Origin of the sequence: Chryseobacterium rhizosphaerae (assembly GCF_003385455.1) — a bacterium.
Classification (GTDB): Bacteria; Bacteroidota; Bacteroidia; order Flavobacteriales; family Weeksellaceae; genus Chryseobacterium; species Chryseobacterium rhizosphaerae.
In genome coordinates this window covers 15,890-33,821 of record NZ_QNUF01000006.1, presented here as the reverse complement: position 1 = coordinate 33,821, position 17,932 = coordinate 15,890, and the positions used below count along the sequence as shown (strand labels likewise).

The window sequence follows — 17,932 nt, the reverse complement described above, 5'->3', positions numbered from 1 at the left end:
AGAATACAAATATGGGGAAAATAGCATTAATCACAGGAATTACAGGACAAGACGGATCATTTCTAGCTGAATTTTTAATTGAAAAAGGATATGAAGTGCATGGTATTATTCGTCGTTCATCATCTTTTAATACTGATAGAATAGAACATCTTTATTTCGATGAATGGGTAAGAGATATGCACCAAAAAAGGTCAATTAACTTACATTATGGAGATATGACTGATTCTAGCTCATTAATGAGGGTTATACAACTTACCCAACCTGATGAAATTTATAATTTAGCAGCACAAAGCCACGTTAAAGTTAGTTTTGATGTACCGGAATATACTGCAGAAACTGATGCTGTTGGAACGTTAAGACTGCTAGAAGCAATAAGGATTTTAGGAATGGAGAAAAAAACAAGAATATATCAGGCATCCACTTCTGAATTATTTGGTCTTGTTCAAGAAGTTCCACAAAAAGAAACTACACCGTTCTATCCTAGAAGTCCATATGGTGTTGCAAAACAGTATGGTTTTTGGATTACTAAAAACTATAGAGAGTCATATGATATGTTTGCTGTAAATGGAATTCTTTTTAATCATGAAAGTGAGAGAAGAGGTGAGAATTTCGTTACCAGAAAAGTTACGTTAGCAGTAGCTAGGATTGTTCAAGGACTTCAGGAGAAGCTTTATATGGGAAATCTTGACTCTTTAAGAGATTGGGGATATGCCAAAGATTATGTAGAATGTATGTGGCTTATGTTGCAACATGATCAACCGGAAGATTTTGTAATTGCTACTGGAGAAATGCATACTGTACGTGAATTTATTACAAAAGCTTTTAAAGTTGCAAATATAGAAATTCGTTGGGAAGGAACGGGAGTTGATGAAAAGGGAATTGATAGTGCATCAGATAAAGTTTTAGTGGAAGTAGATCCAAAATATTTCAGACCATCAGAAGTAGATCAGCTTTTAGGTGACCCTACCAAGGCTAAAACCCTTTTGGGATGGAACCCTACACAAACATCATTTGATGAATTGGTAGAAATCATGGTGAAACATGATCTTGAATATGTAAAAAAACGTTAATTATATACAATGGAGAAGAATAGCAAAATATATGTAGCAGGGCATAAAGGATTGGTTGGGTCTGCAATATGGAAGCAGCTTTCAGAAAGTGGATATACAAATCTAATCGGAAGAACATCAAAAGAACTTAATCTGATGAATGCAGATGTTACGGAAAAGTTTTTTGAAGATGAAAAACCAGAGTATGTTTTTTTAGCGGCTGCATATGTGGGGGGGATTATGGCAAATAATACTTATAGGGCTGACTTTATATATAACAATCTCCAGATTCAACAAAATGTAATCTATCAATCATATAAGCATAATGTAAAAAAACTTCTTTTCTTGGGGAGTACTTGTATTTACCCTAAAGAAGCTCACCAACCTATTAATGAAACAGAATTGCTTACAGATATATTGGAATATACCAATGAGCCTTATGCAATTGCTAAAATAGCAGGGATTAAATTGTGTGAAAGTTTCAACATTCAGTACGGAACAAATTTCATTTCTGTAATGCCTACAAACTTGTATGGTCCTAACGATAATTTTGATCTTGAAAAAAGCCATGTGCTTCCTGCAATGATCAGAAAGATACATTTAGCCAATTCATTAATGAACAATGATTGGGAAACAGTACGAAAAGACTTAGACAAAAGACCTGTAGAAGGAATTTCAGGTAGTCATAGTAATGAAGCTATAGAAAGTATTCTTGCAAAATATGGTATTTTAAAAGATAGAGTAGAGCTATGGGGTACAGGAAAACCTATGAGAGAGTTTTTATGGAGTGAGGACATGGCTGATGCATGTATTTTCTTAATGGAAAATATAAATTTTACAGATGTCACTGCGGATAAAAAAGAGATCAGAAATACCCATATCAATATTGGAACAGGAAAAGATTTAACAATAAAAGATCTTGCATTCCTGATTGCTGGAGAAATAAATTTTTCAGGAAATATTCTTTTTGACGATTCTAAGCCAGATGGAACAATGAGAAAATTAGTTGATGTATCAAAGCTAAATTCTTTGGGTTGGAAACACAATGTTGAGATTGAGAATGGAGTAAAGGAAATGTATAATTGGTATATTAATAATTTAGTTTAATGAATATTGGAAGAAGTGATATTATTTGGAATTATTTAGCAACCTTTTTTAAGATTGCTTCTTCTGCATTATTACTACCGGTTATTTTAAATAAAATGCCTTCAGAAACAGTAGGAATCTGGACGGTTTTTATGTCTATTACAGCTTTTTCATATCTTTTGGATTTTGGATTTAATCCTTCTTTCGCAAGAAATGTAACCTACGTTTTTAGTGGTGTGAAAAAGCTGCAATCATATGGATTTGAAAATGAATCAGAAAAAGGAGTAAGTTATTCTTTATTGAAGGGGTTGATTAATGCTATGCGATGGTTTTATGCCAGATTGGCTCTTGTCTGCTTCTTTTTATTATCCACACTGGGAACTTATTATATCTTCACACTATTGAAAAAATATAATAACTCTCATACTGAAGTATATATTTCTTGGGGGATTCTATGTGTTATAACTTCTTACAATTTATATACACTTTATTATGATTCTCTTTTGGAAGGAAGAGGGAAAATTAAAAGATTAAAACAGATTAATGTTATTGGGCAGGTAGTTTATCTGTTTTTGGCGACTATTTTAATTTGGTTTAATTTAGGACTTATTGCTATTGTTGCAGCTCAGTTATCTTCAGTTTTAATTATTCGTTTTCTTTCTTATCGTGCCTTTTATGATTCAGAAATTACAGAAAAATTACGTGAGTGTAAGGGGAATGAGCAAAAAGATATCCTTAAATCCATTTCCCCAAACGCAATCAAAATGGGTTTAACTTCATTGGGCGGGTTTATGGTCACAAAATCATCACTTATTATTGGGTCTTTTTACCTGGCACTAACAGACATAGCCTCTTATGGGGTAACAATACAATTAGTAAGTGTGATTTCGGGATTAAGTAGTATCTATATATTAACTTATATTCCTAAAATTGTAGATTCAAGAGTTAAAAACAATATTGAGTTTATTAGAAATATCTATAAACGAGGAATCCTATTTATGGTACTTACTTATTTAATCTGTGGGTGTATAATAGTCATAGTAGGGCCTTATATTTTAGATCTTTTGCATAGTAAAACACAGCTTATTCTTTCCTCATTGATTGTGCTACTTTTAATCTCATCTTTAATTGAGACTAATGTTTCTATGGCAGGTGCAGTTTTGGTAACTAAAAATCATGTACCTTTTTTTAAGGCTTCAATGATTTCAGGAGTAGCTATTGTATTAGGGCTTTTAGCATATTTTAATTTCTTAGGAAATAATGTACTGGGAATGATTGTAGTTCCATTAGTAGTTACTTTGATATATCAGGGGTGGAAATGGCCTTTTGAAGTGATAAAAGATTTACAAATATTACAAAAGAAATAGGAATGTCAGAATTAATTATAGTCTCTTATTTTTTTCTTAGTTTTATTGCTTTATTTGGCATTTTAGAATATAAAAAACTTCCATTCAGAAATTTTTTAATTTTTTTTGTAGGAATAGGCTTAGTTCTTATTGCAGGTTTAAGACCTCCTTTTTTTGATAGAGACTACGAAATGTACTACTATATGTTTTCGGATAAACATGAAACAGAATCAAAAGAACCATCCTTTAGATTTGCCTTATATCTTATTAAAAAGGTCTGGAATCTAGATTTTGATTACTTTATCTTTATCTATGCACTTTTAGGAGTAAGTACCAAAATCTATGCAATAAAAAAATACAGTGATCTCCCCTTGCTTTCTTTATTGGTGTATTTTTCATATTTGTTTTTATTGCAGGATATGACCCAAATTAGAGCAGGAGTTGCATCAGGATTAATATTATTATGTATTAAACCACTGTATGATAGAAATTGGAAGGTATTTCTAATTCTAGCCTTAACCGCATTTTTATTTCATTACTCCGCATTTTTTGTTTTCTTGTTCTGGTTTATAAACCCTACCAAGATTAATAAGAAAGTCTATGCACTTGTGATTCCTGTTTGCTATCTTATTTCTACTCTTTTATCAGGAGTTTTAGTAGCTATACAGGATGTTCTTCCCATATTTATGCAGAACAAGGTAAATGCATATGATTTCATAGAGGGAACAGAGTTGAATATTTTTAATGCATGGCAGATTATGAGAATTGCAATAGCTTATTTTGCATTCTATAAACTGGACAAACTTCAGGAGATTAACAAATACAGTATATTATTATTTAAATTTTATATTCTAAGTATCGGTTCTCTAGCTGCACTATCTTTTAATCCTGTTTATGCAGGAAGAATTGCAGACTTATTTGCCGTAGCAGATATTCTTTTCATACCAATAGTATTTTCAGTTATAAGACCTAATCTTTTAGGCAGAATTATTGTGATTGCAGTGAGTTTTGCCTATTTTTATTTAAACTTTTTTTATATAGGTATTTTTAAACCATAAATGATGGATGTTTCAATTATTATTGTTAATTACAATACAGAAAAGCTTTTAAAAGAATGTATAACTTCTATAATTGATAAGACGGAAAATCTTCTTTACGAAATTATTGTAGTAGATAACAATTCAGTTAAAAGTCCTAATAAGATGCTATCAGAAAACTTTCCTGAAGTAATCTTTGTTCAAAGCGATGAAAACTTAGGTTTTGGAAAAGCTAATAATTTAGGTGTTTCATATGCAAAAGGAAAATATGTCTTTTTGTTAAACAGTGATACAATCCTTATCAATAATGCCATTAAAATATTATTTGATTTTAAAGATAAGAATAAAGAAATAGGAGCGTGTGGTGGAAATTTGTTTACAGAAGATATGAAACCAAATTTTTCTTTTTCAATGTATTATCCTTCACTTTTTTCAATAATAGCTTATAGACTTCATTTGTCATTTCTTCTGAATAATAATGTGTTTAATGAATCGGGTAAACCTCAGGATGTAGCAATTGTAATTGGAGCAGATTTGTTAATGGAAAAAGAGTTGTTTGATGAATTAAGTGGTTTTGATCCTGCATTTTTTATGTATGTTGAAGATGGAGAATTACAACTGAGAATAAAAAAGAAAGGACTGAAAATGATGTCTGTACCTGAAGCTAAAATAATACATTTACAAGGTGCATCTTCAAGTACTTTTTTTAAAATGAAAACTGAGTTTGACAGCTATTTTTATTACTTTAAAAAGCATTTTAATATATCCAGTCAGACGAAGTATAAATATATAGAACTCTTTTCAAATTCTATAAAACTAATTTATTTTACTTTAACGAATAATAAATCTAAGAAAAAAGATTATCAAGATATTTTAAAATATATTTATGCAAAAAGATAGTTCAAAATTATACAAACTTCTACATAATCCTTTTTTATATTTTTTTGTTTTTTTTAGAGCCTTAAAAACGATTTTGTTATATCCCATACATCTTCTCTTATTCAAAAAAATAGGTTTTTTATCATACATATCGTTAAGAAGTTCAATAAGAAATCATAAACATATAAGCTTGGGTAAAAAAGTTCAAATTAATCCTTTTGTTACCCTATGGCCTTTAAAACTTGAAATAGGTGATCACACACAGATCAATCCTGGTACCTCAATTTATGGTATTGTTTCAATAGGTGAAAATGTAATGATTGCTCCCAATTGTATGATTGCAGGAGGGAATCATAACTTTTTGCAAACAGATATCCCTATGATTTTACAAGGATCAAGCGAAAAAGGTATCATTATTGAGGATGATGTATGGATAGGTGCGAACTCTGTAATTACGGATGGTGTTACCATTAAAAAAGGAAGTATTGTAGCTGCAGGTGCTGTAGTAACAAAAGATACAGAAATGTATTCAATTAATGCAGGTGTCCCTTCAATTATTATAAAATTTAGGAAAAAATGATTTATGTAAAAATATCAGGAGGATTAGGCAACCAGCTTTTTCAGTATGCATTTGGACAATATACTGCTGGAGTTCTGAATACTAATGTGAAGTATTTTTCTCAAACTAAAATAGAAAATAAGAGTTTTACAAAAAGAGAATTAGATATTCAAAAATTTGATTTACCTATTTATCTTGAGGATAGTTTTGAGGAGGGAGAATATTTTATGTTTAATGGCCCATTGAGAAAAATTGAGCGAAAATTGATTCAAAAATTTCCAGTCTTTAATAAGACACATAAAATACAAAGTGTAAATATCCATACTGTAGAAAAGGACTTAAGAGATCAATGTTATTATGATGGATATTGGCAGAATCAGGAATATCCTAATTATATTTCTCAGTTGTTAAAAGATAAGATAAAATTATCTACAGAGTCCGAGACTAGGCTAAGTAGCTTAATTTCTCAAATTAAAAATACTAATTCTGTAAGTATCCATATTAGGAGAGGAGATTACATGAATATTGCGGCAAATGCTAAAATATTTCATATATGTGATATGGATTATTATAGGAAAGCAATTCAACTGATTAAAGAAAAAATTGATAACCCTGTTTTTTTTATCTTTACTGAAGATAAAGAATGGGCTAAGGATAACTTTAAAGGAAGTGAGTTTAATTTTATTGAAGGAAATTCTGCTATTGAAGATATGCTGCTAATGAGTAAATGCAAAAATCAAATTATAGCCAACAGTACCTTCAGTTGGTGGGCTGCATGGTTGAATAAAAATGAAAATAAAACAGTAATAGCGCCACGGAATTGGTATGTGAATTTTTTAAAAGATAATGTAAAATATTTCATTCCTGGTGATTGGATTAAATTATAGTGAGTAAAATGAATGATAATATATTAGTTTCGATTGCTATTCCAATGTTTAATGCAGAGAAATTTTTAAAATTTACATTAAACTCTATCCTGAATCAAAGTCATACAAATTTTGAATTAATTATCACTGATGACGGTAGTACAGATAAGTCTGTGGAAATTGTAAAATCATTTAATGATTCAAGAATAAAATTATATGTGGATGGCCTTAATAAAGGTATTTCCTATCGCCTTAATCAACAAATTGATTTGGTTAAAGGAAAATACTTCATTAGGATGGATGCTGATGATATTATGTTTAGCAACCGGCTGGAAAAACAGATTGATTTTTTAGAGAATAATCCGGATGTTGACGTTGTTGGTTCATCAGCAGTCATAATTGGTGATCTAAACGAAGTAATAGGGTTTAGACTCGCTCAAATACCTCCATCATACGAAGATGCTTTAAAAACAATAACTTTTATACATCCTACTGTTGCAGGTAAAACAGAATGGTTCAAAAAATATAAATATGATGAAGAACTTATTGGGGCAGAGGATTTTGATTTATGGTTACGAAGTAGAGAAAATTCCGTATTTAAAATAATAGAAGAACCTTTACTTTTTTATAGAGATCCCTTAAAATTCAAACTTAAAACATATCTTTTTCGTTTAAAACAGCAGAGAAAAATATTTAGAAAAAATCCATATCTAACTAATCATCCCTTCAAGCAGAAGAAAATGATTTTGACTTCTTATCTGAAAAGTAATTTAGCTTTATTGATAAATACAGTAGGTTTAGATAATTATTATATTGCACGAAGAAATAAAACATTAGCAGGTAATATTTCTCTTCAGGATTATAATGACCCTCTTTTAAAATCATTAGCAAAAAAATAATAAGATGAAAATAAAAGCACAATTGATTTTTTGTTACATACTATTAACAAGCTTTTTCAGCTGCCAGGAACCTGACTTTAAGTATAAAGATATACCAAAGTCTATGTTGAGTACCTATAATAATAGAAAAATTACCCTCAAAAAGGATAACACCATATATTATGACCTCACACTTGCATTACCTAAAAACTATTCTAGGAATGGAAATGTAGATTATACAGAAATTATTCAAAAAATTTTAAATGAAAAAAGGAATGTTAAATTTCCGAATTTTCCTGTATTAATTAATAGTAAAGGACTTTTTTTGAAGAGTAATTCTAAAATTTTTTTCCAATCTCAATCTGAAATTCGCGCAAAGGCAGATCATTCCCCAAAAACGGATATTGAGAATATCAAGGACTGGTATGATATTATCCGAATTTATAATGTAGAAAATGTCACTTTATATAATCCTAAGATTATAGGTGATAGAAAAACACATATAGATAATAAAGGTGAATGGGGAGCAGGAATCGGAATAAGAAATTCAAAAAAAGTTTTTGTTTATAATTCAGATATCAAGGACACTTGGGGAGAAGGGATATTTGTTGGTTCAGAAGATGGAGGATATTGTGAAGATATTCACATCAAGGATGCAAAAGTAGATTTTGCAAGAAGAAATGGAATTGCAATTACATCTGGGAAAAATGTCTTTTTAGATAATATATTGGTTTCTAATACGTTTGGTACGAATCCAATGTTTGGTATTGACATAGAACCTAGTTGGCATAAAGATATCATTGAGAATGTAAACCTAAAGAACGTAATAACATCAAATAATTTTAATGGTGGATTATATGTGGTTCTTTTTGGATTTTCTACAGATGATGCAAAATACAAAAGAAATATAACAATTAATATAGATAATTATTTTAGTGATGATTATCAATATCCTTTTGGACTATTAACAAGTAAGGATAAAAAGAAATATGAACCCACTGGAACAGTTAATGTGACAAATGGAAATTGGAAAAGTTTGAAAAACGGGTTTGTAGATCTTCAAAATGACAATAAACAGGTTAAACTTAATATCAAAAATATATCTACAACTGATAATAAAGATACTAAGGGGATATTTAATAAGAAAAACTTTTAATACATTACATATTGAAAAATTATAAAGTTCTTCACATTGTTACAGTATCATTTGTTATTAATCATTTTTTTGGTAAGCAATTTAAATATCTTAGTAAAAAAACAAATAATGATTATTATCTTGGATGTACTCCTTCAGAAGAGTTCTTTCAACTGGCGGAGCCACTGGAATACACACCATTTGCTGTAGATGTTACTCGAAATATAAGTCCAATTACTGATTTAAAAGCTATTTATAAAATCTATAAATTCATTAAAAAGAATAATATAGAAATAGTAGTAGGTCATACTCCTAAAGGAGGGATGGTTTCAATGATAGCAGCAGCTTTGTCTGGTGTAAAAACCAGAATATATTTTAGACATGGTATCATTTATGAAACCAGTACTGGTCTTAAGAGATTTTTACTTCAGAATATTGATAGACTTTCTGGAACATTAGCAACCGAGGTTGTTTGTGTAAGTAACTCTGTAAAAGCCATTAGTGAAGCAGATCACCTGAATGCACGATCTAAAAATATAGTTTTAGGCCTAGGTACTTGTAACGGAATAGATACAGAAAATAAATTTAATCCGGAAAAACAAGATGAGTATCTGATAAAAGATATTAGGAACAACACTAAAATTACAGATAAAGATTTTGTAATAGGGTATGTCGGAAGGTTGGTAAAAGATAAGGGAATTAATGAACTTATTGAAGCATGGAAAACCCTTAGAGAAGAATACGATCACATAAAGCTTCTTTTAGTGGGGCCAATTGAAGAAAGAGATTCAATTAGCGAAGAATCAAAAAGGATGATTGAAAATGACCCTCGTATTATCAATACAGGATTTGTATTAAATGCAGCTCCATATTTCAAGTTAATGGATGTTTTTGTACTTCCTACATATCGTGAAGGATTTCCCACTGTTTCTTTGGAGGCATCTTCTATGAATTTGCCCGTTTTGATAACTAAAGCTACAGGATGTACTGAATCAATTATAGAAAATAAAACAGGTGTTTTTATTAAGAATAATGCGGAAGATATTATAGAAAAAATAGAATTTTATATTGAAAATCCCGAAATGAAGCAACTTCATGGAGATAGCGGCAGAAGTTTTGTGAGAGAAAACTTTGAAGAAACAAAAGTTTGGGATATAATACATACAAAATTAGGCTATTAAAATGAACATACTTATCACAGGGATCTCTGGATTTGTCGGGCAAAACTTATCGGAATATTTAGAAAAACAGAATTGTTTTTTTTCAGGTTTATCCTTAAGGAATGACTGGAAACTCCATGATGGTTTCAATGCTTTGATCCATCTTGCAGGAAAAGCCCACGACACAGCAAATACTTCGGCTGACGAGGAATACTTTAAAGTAAATACAGAGCTTACCAAGAAACTTTTTGATGAATTTGTGGATTCGGATATCAGAGATTTCATTTATTTTAGCAGTGTAAAAGCAACAGCAGATACCGTTGATGGAATTTTGGATGAAGGACATGCATCCGACCCTAAGACACCTTATGGAAAATCTAAGCTTTTGGCTGAAGAATATTTATTATCAAAAAAACTTCCCGAAGGAAAGAGATTTTTTATTATCCGTCCATGCATGATCCATGGTCCTGGAAATAAAGGAAATCTGAATCTCTTGTATAAAGTGGTAGAAAAGGGTGTTCCGTGGCCATTAGCTGCTTTTGACAATAAACGTTCATTTTTGAGTATTGACAATTTAAACTTTTTAATACACGAAATACTTAAGAATAAAGATATTCCCTCCGGAATTTATAATTTTGCTGATGATGAAAGTATTTCTACAAATGATTTGATAAAAATTATAGGAAAGGCTTCAGGTAGAAAAAGCAAGCTGTGGAGGCTACCTTCCGCAATGATTTCTTCAGTAGCAAAATTAGGTGATGCACTAAAATTACCTTTAAATTCCGAAAGATTGAAAAAGCTAACAGAGAGTTATCAGGTTTCAAATGAAAAAATTAAGAATACTTTACATATAAAAACACTTCCTGTATCCGCAGAAGAAGGCCTTTTTAAAACAATAAAAAGCTTTAAAAACAAATGATGGAATATATAATGATAATAATTGTCTTATTTATTGTAATGCTGTTGTATTTTAAAATAGCTGATAAATATAATATTATTGACAAACCCAACCACAGAAGCGCCCATACACAGATTACCTTAAGAGGCGGAGGAATTATCTTTCCAGTTGCATTTATTATTTTTGGGTTGTTTAATCCCAGCTTGGTAATAGAGGAGTATTGGTCTTTTGGATTAGGTCTGCTTGCGATATGTACAATAAGTTTTATTGATGATATTAGGACATTATCTAATAAAATAAGGCTGTCTGTCCATCTTATTTCAGTTATTTTACTGCTATATTTTACCGGAGCCTTTGCCTTAATGCCTTTTTGGGTTTGGCCTATATTATTTGTTGTGATCATAGGGACACTCAATGCCTATAACTTTATGGATGGTATTAATGGGATGACAGGAATCTACAGTCTGGTTACCCTGGGTTCTCTGGCGTATATCAACAGAGAAATTATTCAGTTTACTGATCATGATTTTATTTATTATCCTATACTAGCATGCTTTGTCTTTTTGTTTTTTAATTTCAGAAAAAAAGCAAAATGTTTTGCCGGTGATGTGGGAAGTATGGGGATCGGATTTTGGGTAATCGGGCTTATTACATTGCTGATCATGAGAACAGGTGAGTATAAATACATCTTACTTTTGGCAATCTACGGAATGGAAGTAGTACTTACTATTATTGAAAGAATATTTTTAAAAGAGAATATTTTTGAAGCCCATAGAAGACACTTATATCAGCTTTTCGCGAATGAGGAAAAAGTCTCTCATTTAGTTATCAGCAGTGTTTATGCTATAGTACAATTATTCATAAATATATTTTTAATACATTCGCACTTTCCAATTTGGGCTATTGTATTAATTGTTTTTATTCCTGCAGGTGGCGTTTACCTGGGATTAAAATTGAGCTTAAAAAAGAAATACAGTTTATAAAAGATTAAAACCTAAATATGAAAATAAAAGAAACTCCCTTAAAAGATTGCTACGTAATAGAACCTACTATTTTCGAAGACGGGAGAGGTTACTTTTTTGAAAAGTACAATGAGAAAAAATTTGAAGAACTTACGGGTATGAACGGTCATTTTGTACAGGATAATATTTCGAAGTCTTCTTATGGTGTGTTGAGAGGACTGCACCTTCAAAAAGGAGAACATGCACAGGCAAAGCTAGTATCTTGTCTTGAAGGAAGAGTTTTTGATGTCGCTGTAGACCTGCGTAGAGAATCTCCTACTTTTGGTCAGTGGTATGGTATTGAGCTAACTCCTGAAAATAAATTGCAACTCTATGTACCAAGAGGTTTTGGACATGGTTTCTCTGTATTAAGTGAAACAGCTGTCTTTTCCTATAAATGCGATAACTTTTATAATAAAGAATCAGAAGGAAGTGTTATCTGGAATGATTCTGAATTGAATATAGATTGGCAGTTGCCGCTCGATGTAGTTCAGCTTTCAGATAAAGATAGAATCCTGCCTACGTTTGCTGAAGGAAACTTTTAAATAAGATATTGAAAACCACTTTTCTAAAGTGGTTTTTATTTTTTAATTTTTTACTCTTCAATATTTTGTATCTTTGCACACTCAAAATCAAAAAGATGCGCACAAAATCTGTAGGGAAGAAGAAAATCAATGTAGTTACTCTTGGATGCTCCAAGAATGTATATGATTCTGAAGTTTTAATGAGCCAATTGAAAGCAAATGGCAAAGAAGTGGTTCATGAAGACCGTGGTGATATTGTAGTCATCAACACCTGTGGATTCATAGATAATGCCAAAGAAGAATCTATCAATACGATCCTTGATTATGTAGAGGCTAAAAACAGAGGGGAAGTGGAGAAAGTATTCGTTACAGGTTGCCTTTCTGAAAGGTATAAGCCGGATTTGATAAGAGAAATTCCAGATGTTGACCAATATTTTGGAACAAGAGACCTTCCTATTCTCTTAAAACATCTTGGAGCAGATTACAAACACGAATTGGTTGGAGAAAGACTCACTACCACTCCCAAACATTATGCTTACCTTAAAATCTCAGAAGGCTGTGACAGACCTTGTTCGTTCTGTGCTATTCCTTTAATGAGAGGGGGGCATATTTCAACACCTATCGAAAAGTTGGTGACTGAAGCTCAGAAACTGGCTAAAAAAGGGACAAAAGAATTGATTCTTATCGCTCAGGATCTTACCTATTATGGATTAGACCTGTATAAAAGACGTGCGCTTGGAGATCTTTTAAAAGAATTGGTAAAAGTAGAGGGAATAGAATGGATTCGTCTTCACTATGCTTTCCCAAGTGGATTTCCTGAAGATGTTCTGGATATCATCCGTGAAGAACCGAAAGTATGTAATTATATTGATATTCCTCTTCAGCACATCAATTCAGATCTTTTGAAATCTATGAAGAGAGGAACAACTCACGAAAAAACAGATGCACTTTTAGCAAAATTCAGAGAAAAAGTTCCGGATATGGCAATTAGAACGACTTTAATTGTAGGATATCCCGGTGAAACACAAGAGAGGTTTCAGGAACTTAAAGACTGGGTAAGAGAACAGAAATTCGATAGATTAGGATGTTTTACCTATTCACATGAGGAAAATACAACGGCCCATGTATTGGAAGATGATATTCCACAGGAAGTAAAAGAGGCGAGGGTCGAGGAAATCATGGAACTGCAGTCACAAATTTCATGGGAGAAAAATCAGGAAAAAATAGGTAAAACCTTTAAATGTGTCTTTGACCGTAAAGAAGGAAATTACTTTATTGGAAGAACAGAATATGACTCTCCAGATGTAGATAATACTGTTTTAGTTTCGGCCGAAGAAACCTATATTTCTATAGGAGAATTCGCAGAAGTGAAGATCACCTCAGCTGAAGAATTTGATCTGTACGGAGAGCTGGTATAATCATTTTATTTAGTCTTGATTATCAGGAGTATTGAATTTGGCTTTTAGATCTGAAATGAAAATATATTAATGAAAATTAACATAAATATTTAATTTTTACAATTATTTATATTTCTGGTTTTCAATTATTTACGTTTTTACCATATTAAGATTTTTTAAATTTATTTTATAAAGTATATAAATTAAAAAATTATGTCTTAAATTTGCGCCATAAGCAATATTTTTAAATCATATGCTTTCAATAAGTTATTTGTTTGAAATAGAGCTTAAAATGACTATAATGTACTATATTTGTCTATATTAGCTAAAGGAAGAATCACAAGTTGGGATGCATCTTCCTGATGAAAATACTGATGAAAATAATGTAATTAAAATCTTTAAAAACTTATGAAAAAATTTTTATTCACAGCAACAATGCTTGTTTGCCTTTCGGCACTTTCCAAGGCTCAGCAAGGGCGAGTGGGGATTAACACAACCACACCTGCCGCAACTTTAGATGTAGTAGCTAATACTACGGACAATGCAAGACCTGATGCTTTATTGGTCCCTCGTTTAACTGAAGATCAGTTAGCAGCTAAGAATAACGCTTATACTGCTGACCAGAACGGTGCACTTACCTATGTTACTGCTGTTGATGGTACAACTACCACTAAAACAGCAAATGTGACTGCGGTTGGATTCTATTATTATGATTCTGTATCTTCTACATGGAAACCTGTAGGAGGAGGAACTTCTACTCCAAACTTCCAAATTCAGAAAGGTAGGCTTCATGTAACACCTACTGCTATTGCATGGGCTGCTGATGATTATTCAATCGTTGCAACTTCAATGGGTGGAACTAGTGTATTAAAATTACCGGATGCTACAACACTTCCTTTAAATTCGGTTAGATGTGTATCTGCTAACGGGCCCGGGAATATTGGATGGGATGTTACTGCCGTAGCCGGACCTACTAGACCTATAGGCGGTTATCCTTCTACAATTACTTCTGCCGGATCTTTCTGTTTTATTACAGTTGACCAGGCTGGTGTAAAGGTATGGGGTATCCTTACAGGAAGATAATAGAATTTTAATTGTAACTTTTTAACTTTAAGCAAATGAAAAAAATAATATTAGCACTTTTTGTAACAGCAGGTACATATGCAAGTGCGCAGGTTTTATCCAACGGAGCTATCACTAACCAATTCCCAAATGAGAACATCTTCTTAGATGCTTCTACAAATAATAATTCAACTGTTAATGATGGAAAAGGATTATTATTCCCGTCAACAGATTTAACGCAGTTTACTTTTAAAACATCTAGTTTAGATGGAATCAACTTCCCATCAGCTTATGATGGTATGGTAGTTTACAATACTGCTACTGGTAATACCGTTGCTGGTAATGGAGTAGTAACTGCTGTAACTCCTGGTTTTTACTATTTCTCTAACCCGGGGCAGTCTACGGATGTTACTCCAGGTAAATGGTTACCACTAGGATCTAATGCCAATGCTGGGAAACTGAATATCCTTACAACAGAAACAATTACCAATACTTCAGTAAATAATAAGCAAGTATATGCTGTTAAAGGTTCATTTGCAGCTACTGGTACTTCTACAGCTGTAAATATTCCTGCACCTACTGGAATGACTGCTATGTATGGAATTACGATCTATAAAGCTGGAACCAATACAGTATATGACAGAAGCTTATATTCTTATACTGTAGCTACTTCTGCTGGAAATGCAATTACTGGGTCTCCTAGTATGTCTGTAGTTTACCCGGCTGATACATATGAATATGTATTAGAATATTTGAAGAATTAATAATTATTCAATTACACATAATAAAAACCAATGAGTCTTCTCATTGGTTTTTTTAATTATAGCAGTAGTGTAATTGAATTACGTTAGCAGGCTATAAACATCTTAAAAGATTATCTTTGGGATGAGATACAAAAAATGTGGACTAAGTGAAATTTAGCTAGTTACAGGATGTTATATTGCCGAGTAATCAGAATTCGAGATAAGAATAGATAAACAATATGATATTTTTGATATTAATCTGTTTTAGATATAAGGAGTTGGAGATATACTCATATTTAAAAATGAATAATGGGTTTAGATTTTTTTGTTAGTTCTTTTTTTGCTTGTTAAAATAACTTTTAAAGATGAAGTTTTATCACTGTAAAAGACCTTTATTACAAACTTTATCTTTGGTCTTTGATCTTAAAACTTTTGTTTCTTTAAAACAGATTTTAATTTTAAAATGAGAATTGTTTATTTTTCAACATGTTGATTTACAATAGTTTGCATTAGCTGTTTTTTACAATTATGCATGAATTAGTTAATTATATTAACTTTTAGTCTATTTTTTTAACACTTTTTAACAGTGTATCCTAAAACGCCTATCCATAGGGGCTTACAAAGGCGTTTAACATATGTTTTTGTTTTTGTTAACAATTTTTAACATTTCGACTGTGGACTTTAAAAGATTCCTGATACATTTGCTCCGTCAAAACCAATAAAAGTTCAACATGATGAAAAGATTCATTCTCGTAATCATAATGATGATTTCAACTTTAGGTGTTTATTCTTTTACGAATAATACCTTAGATGCGAAAAAAACAAGTTATGCATCGTACTACCACGATAAATTTAACGGTAGAAAAACCGCTAGCGGTGAAATTTTTGATAACTCAAAGTTCACAGCAGCAAACAGAACGCTTCCATTCGGAACAAACGTTAAGGTAACGAACCTTAAAAATGGTAAAGAGGTAATAGTGAGAATTAATGACAGAGGGCCTTACCATTCATCAAGATCTTTAGATATGTCTAAAGCAGCGTTCGATGAGATCGGAAATATCAGTCATGGTACCATTCCGGTTGAATATGAAATTGTCGATTAAATTTATGATTTAAATTAAAAAAAAGCCAGCTTTAAAAGCTGGCTTTTTGTATGATCATAGTAGAACTTATCAGACATCTAATTCCAATAAAGCCGGACAGTGGTCAGAATGTACTGCTTCTTTTAAGATGACGGCTCTGTTAAGCTTGTCTTTTAAGCTATATGAAGTAAAGTTGTAATCTAATCTCCATCCTTTATTATTTGCCCGGGAATTTTGTCGGTAGCTCCACCAGGTATAATTGTCAGGATCACTATTGAAAAACCTGAAGCTGTCAATCAATTCACATTCGTTGATGAAATTGGTCATCCACTCTCTTTCCATAGGAAGAAACCCTGAAACATTTTTTAAACGGATAGGATCGTGTATATCGATGGCTTCATGACAAATATTGAAATCACCGGATATAATAAGATTGGGAATTTCTTTTTTAAGATTTTTGATGTATTCTAAAAAATCATGGCAGAACTGCATCTTAAAATCTAATCTTTCAATATTGGAAGCCGAAGGAACATATACGGAAATAGCTGAAAATCCGTCAAAATCAGCACGGATGATTCTGCCTTCATTATCATAGCTTTCAATACCGCAACCGTACTCTACATGATTAGGCTTTATTTTTGAGGCTATTCCAACCCCACTATAGCCCTTTCTTACTGCCGAGTGCCAATAACTGTGATATCCTGATTTTTCAAGACTTTCGATGTCTATCTGATCGTTTCCGGCTTTGCTTTCCTGGATACAGATAATATCGGGGTCAGCAACCTTCAACCAGCCTAAAAAATCTTTTGTGAATGCGGCCCTGATTCCATTGACGTTGTATGTAATTAATTTCATTAGTCTTTTATAAAGAATTTAAAGTTTTCATTGTATTTTGAAGGAATAAACTCGATGATTTCATAATCTGCTATCTGATGAACATGAAAAGGATCTTCACTCACGATCTTTTGCGTTTCCTGTTTAGAGACGGTATTGGCAATAATGATGCCTCCGGTTCTCGGTTCCTTTCTTCCTGAAGTAATGAATAGTCCGGAATCATAATACTTTTGAAGAAAAAGATTATGCTCGGGTATATAACGCTCTACATTTTCAAGAGACGTTTTGTAGGTAAGTGAAATAATAAACATACTGTATTTTTTACGAAGATATAAACTCTTTCAGACTATAAAAAAAGAAGCGGAAAAAATCAATTGATTTTTTCCGCTTTTAATT

Annotated in this window: 19 protein-coding genes; 17 read left to right on the top strand and 2 right to left on the bottom strand. The window is 31.7% G+C overall.

The features are described from left to right. The first annotated feature begins 11 nt into the window (after nucleotides 1-11). The 17 genes from gmd to DRF57_RS06795 all read left to right on the top strand — a co-directional run bounded on the left by gmd (nucleotide 12) and on the right by DRF57_RS06795 (nucleotide 16,723). A complete protein-coding gene (gene gmd / locus DRF57_RS06875; RefSeq protein WP_084085218.1) occupies nucleotides 12-1,070 on the top strand; it encodes a GDP-mannose 4,6-dehydratase in 1,059 nt (352 codons plus the stop codon). Between the two features lie 9 nt (nucleotides 1,071-1,079). Continuing rightward, nucleotides 1,080-2,156: a GDP-L-fucose synthase family protein gene (locus DRF57_RS06870; RefSeq protein ID WP_115917605.1), complete on the top strand. Its 1,077-nt coding sequence runs from the start codon at nucleotides 1,080-1,082 to the stop codon at nucleotides 2,154-2,156. After that, a complete protein-coding gene (wzx, locus tag DRF57_RS06865) occupies nucleotides 2,156-3,502 on the top strand; it encodes an O-unit flippase-like protein (RefSeq protein WP_115917603.1) in 1,347 nt (448 codons plus the stop codon). The genes DRF57_RS06870 and wzx overlap by 1 nt, the downstream gene beginning before the upstream one ends. A gap of 2 nt (nucleotides 3,503-3,504) precedes the next feature. Further along, nucleotides 3,505-4,539: an EpsG family protein gene (locus DRF57_RS06860; protein WP_084085212.1), complete on the top strand. Its 1,035-nt coding sequence runs from the start codon at nucleotides 3,505-3,507 to the stop codon at nucleotides 4,537-4,539. Between the two features lie 3 nt (nucleotides 4,540-4,542). Further along, nucleotides 4,543-5,418: a glycosyltransferase family 2 protein gene (locus DRF57_RS06855; RefSeq protein ID WP_167449350.1), complete on the top strand. Its 876-nt coding sequence runs from the start codon at nucleotides 4,543-4,545 to the stop codon at nucleotides 5,416-5,418. Then, nucleotides 5,405-5,977, top strand: a complete 573-nt coding sequence (locus DRF57_RS06850) for an acyltransferase (RefSeq protein ID WP_084085208.1) — start codon at nucleotides 5,405-5,407, stop codon at nucleotides 5,975-5,977. Before DRF57_RS06855 ends, DRF57_RS06850 begins: the two co-directional genes overlap by 14 nt. Further along, nucleotides 5,974-6,843: an alpha-1,2-fucosyltransferase gene (locus DRF57_RS06845; protein WP_115917601.1), complete on the top strand. Its 870-nt coding sequence runs from the start codon at nucleotides 5,974-5,976 to the stop codon at nucleotides 6,841-6,843. Before DRF57_RS06850 ends, DRF57_RS06845 begins: the two co-directional genes overlap by 4 nt. 8 nt (nucleotides 6,844-6,851) lie before the next feature. Then, nucleotides 6,852-7,721 (top strand): glycosyltransferase family 2 protein, encoded by an 870-nt coding sequence (locus DRF57_RS06840; protein ID WP_115917599.1) that lies wholly within the window; start codon nucleotides 6,852-6,854, stop codon nucleotides 7,719-7,721. Between the two features lie 4 nt (nucleotides 7,722-7,725). After that, complete coding sequence (locus tag DRF57_RS06835) at nucleotides 7,726-8,856, top strand: right-handed parallel beta-helix repeat-containing protein (protein WP_115917597.1); 1,131 nt, start codon at nucleotides 7,726-7,728, stop codon at nucleotides 8,854-8,856. Between the two features lie 11 nt (nucleotides 8,857-8,867). Beyond that, nucleotides 8,868-10,016: a glycosyltransferase family 4 protein gene (locus DRF57_RS06830; protein ID WP_115917595.1), complete on the top strand. Its 1,149-nt coding sequence runs from the start codon at nucleotides 8,868-8,870 to the stop codon at nucleotides 10,014-10,016. 1 nt (nucleotide 10,017) lies between these two features. Further along, a complete protein-coding gene (locus DRF57_RS06825; RefSeq protein WP_115917593.1) occupies nucleotides 10,018-10,914 on the top strand; it encodes an NAD-dependent epimerase/dehydratase family protein in 897 nt (298 codons plus the stop codon). Continuing rightward, a complete protein-coding gene (locus DRF57_RS06820) occupies nucleotides 10,911-11,876 on the top strand; it encodes an MraY family glycosyltransferase (protein ID WP_228450319.1) in 966 nt (321 codons plus the stop codon). The genes DRF57_RS06825 and DRF57_RS06820 overlap by 4 nt, the downstream gene beginning before the upstream one ends. A 17-nt stretch (nucleotides 11,877-11,893) precedes the next feature. After that, nucleotides 11,894-12,439, top strand: coding sequence for a dTDP-4-dehydrorhamnose 3,5-epimerase (gene rfbC, locus DRF57_RS06815; protein WP_115917591.1), 546 nt, complete (start codon nucleotides 11,894-11,896; stop codon nucleotides 12,437-12,439). Between the two features lie 95 nt (nucleotides 12,440-12,534). Next, nucleotides 12,535-13,836: a 30S ribosomal protein S12 methylthiotransferase RimO gene (gene rimO, locus DRF57_RS06810; RefSeq protein ID WP_115917589.1), complete on the top strand. Its 1,302-nt coding sequence runs from the start codon at nucleotides 12,535-12,537 to the stop codon at nucleotides 13,834-13,836. A gap of 387 nt (nucleotides 13,837-14,223) precedes the next feature. Then, nucleotides 14,224-14,898, top strand: coding sequence for a hypothetical protein (locus tag DRF57_RS06805; protein ID WP_123863296.1), 675 nt, complete (start codon nucleotides 14,224-14,226; stop codon nucleotides 14,896-14,898). A gap of 35 nt (nucleotides 14,899-14,933) precedes the next feature. After that, on the top strand, nucleotides 14,934-15,641 hold the full coding sequence (locus tag DRF57_RS06800) for a hypothetical protein (RefSeq protein ID WP_115917585.1): 708 nt from the start codon (nucleotides 14,934-14,936) through the stop codon (nucleotides 15,639-15,641). 710 nt (nucleotides 15,642-16,351) lie between these two features. Further along, nucleotides 16,352-16,723: a septal ring lytic transglycosylase RlpA family protein gene (locus DRF57_RS06795; protein WP_115917583.1), complete on the top strand. Its 372-nt coding sequence runs from the start codon at nucleotides 16,352-16,354 to the stop codon at nucleotides 16,721-16,723. Between the two features lie 69 nt (nucleotides 16,724-16,792). On the opposite strand, the gene DRF57_RS06790 is transcribed toward DRF57_RS06795, so the two are convergent. Continuing rightward, on the bottom strand, nucleotides 16,793-17,557 hold the full coding sequence (locus DRF57_RS06790; protein WP_047488397.1) for an exodeoxyribonuclease III: 765 nt from the start codon (nucleotides 17,555-17,557) through the stop codon (nucleotides 16,793-16,795). Beyond that, nucleotides 17,557-17,847, bottom strand: coding sequence for a YciI family protein (locus DRF57_RS06785; protein ID WP_047488399.1), 291 nt, complete (start codon nucleotides 17,845-17,847; stop codon nucleotides 17,557-17,559). The genes DRF57_RS06790 and DRF57_RS06785 overlap by 1 nt, the downstream gene beginning before the upstream one ends. Nucleotides 17,848-17,932 lie beyond the last annotated feature (85 nt).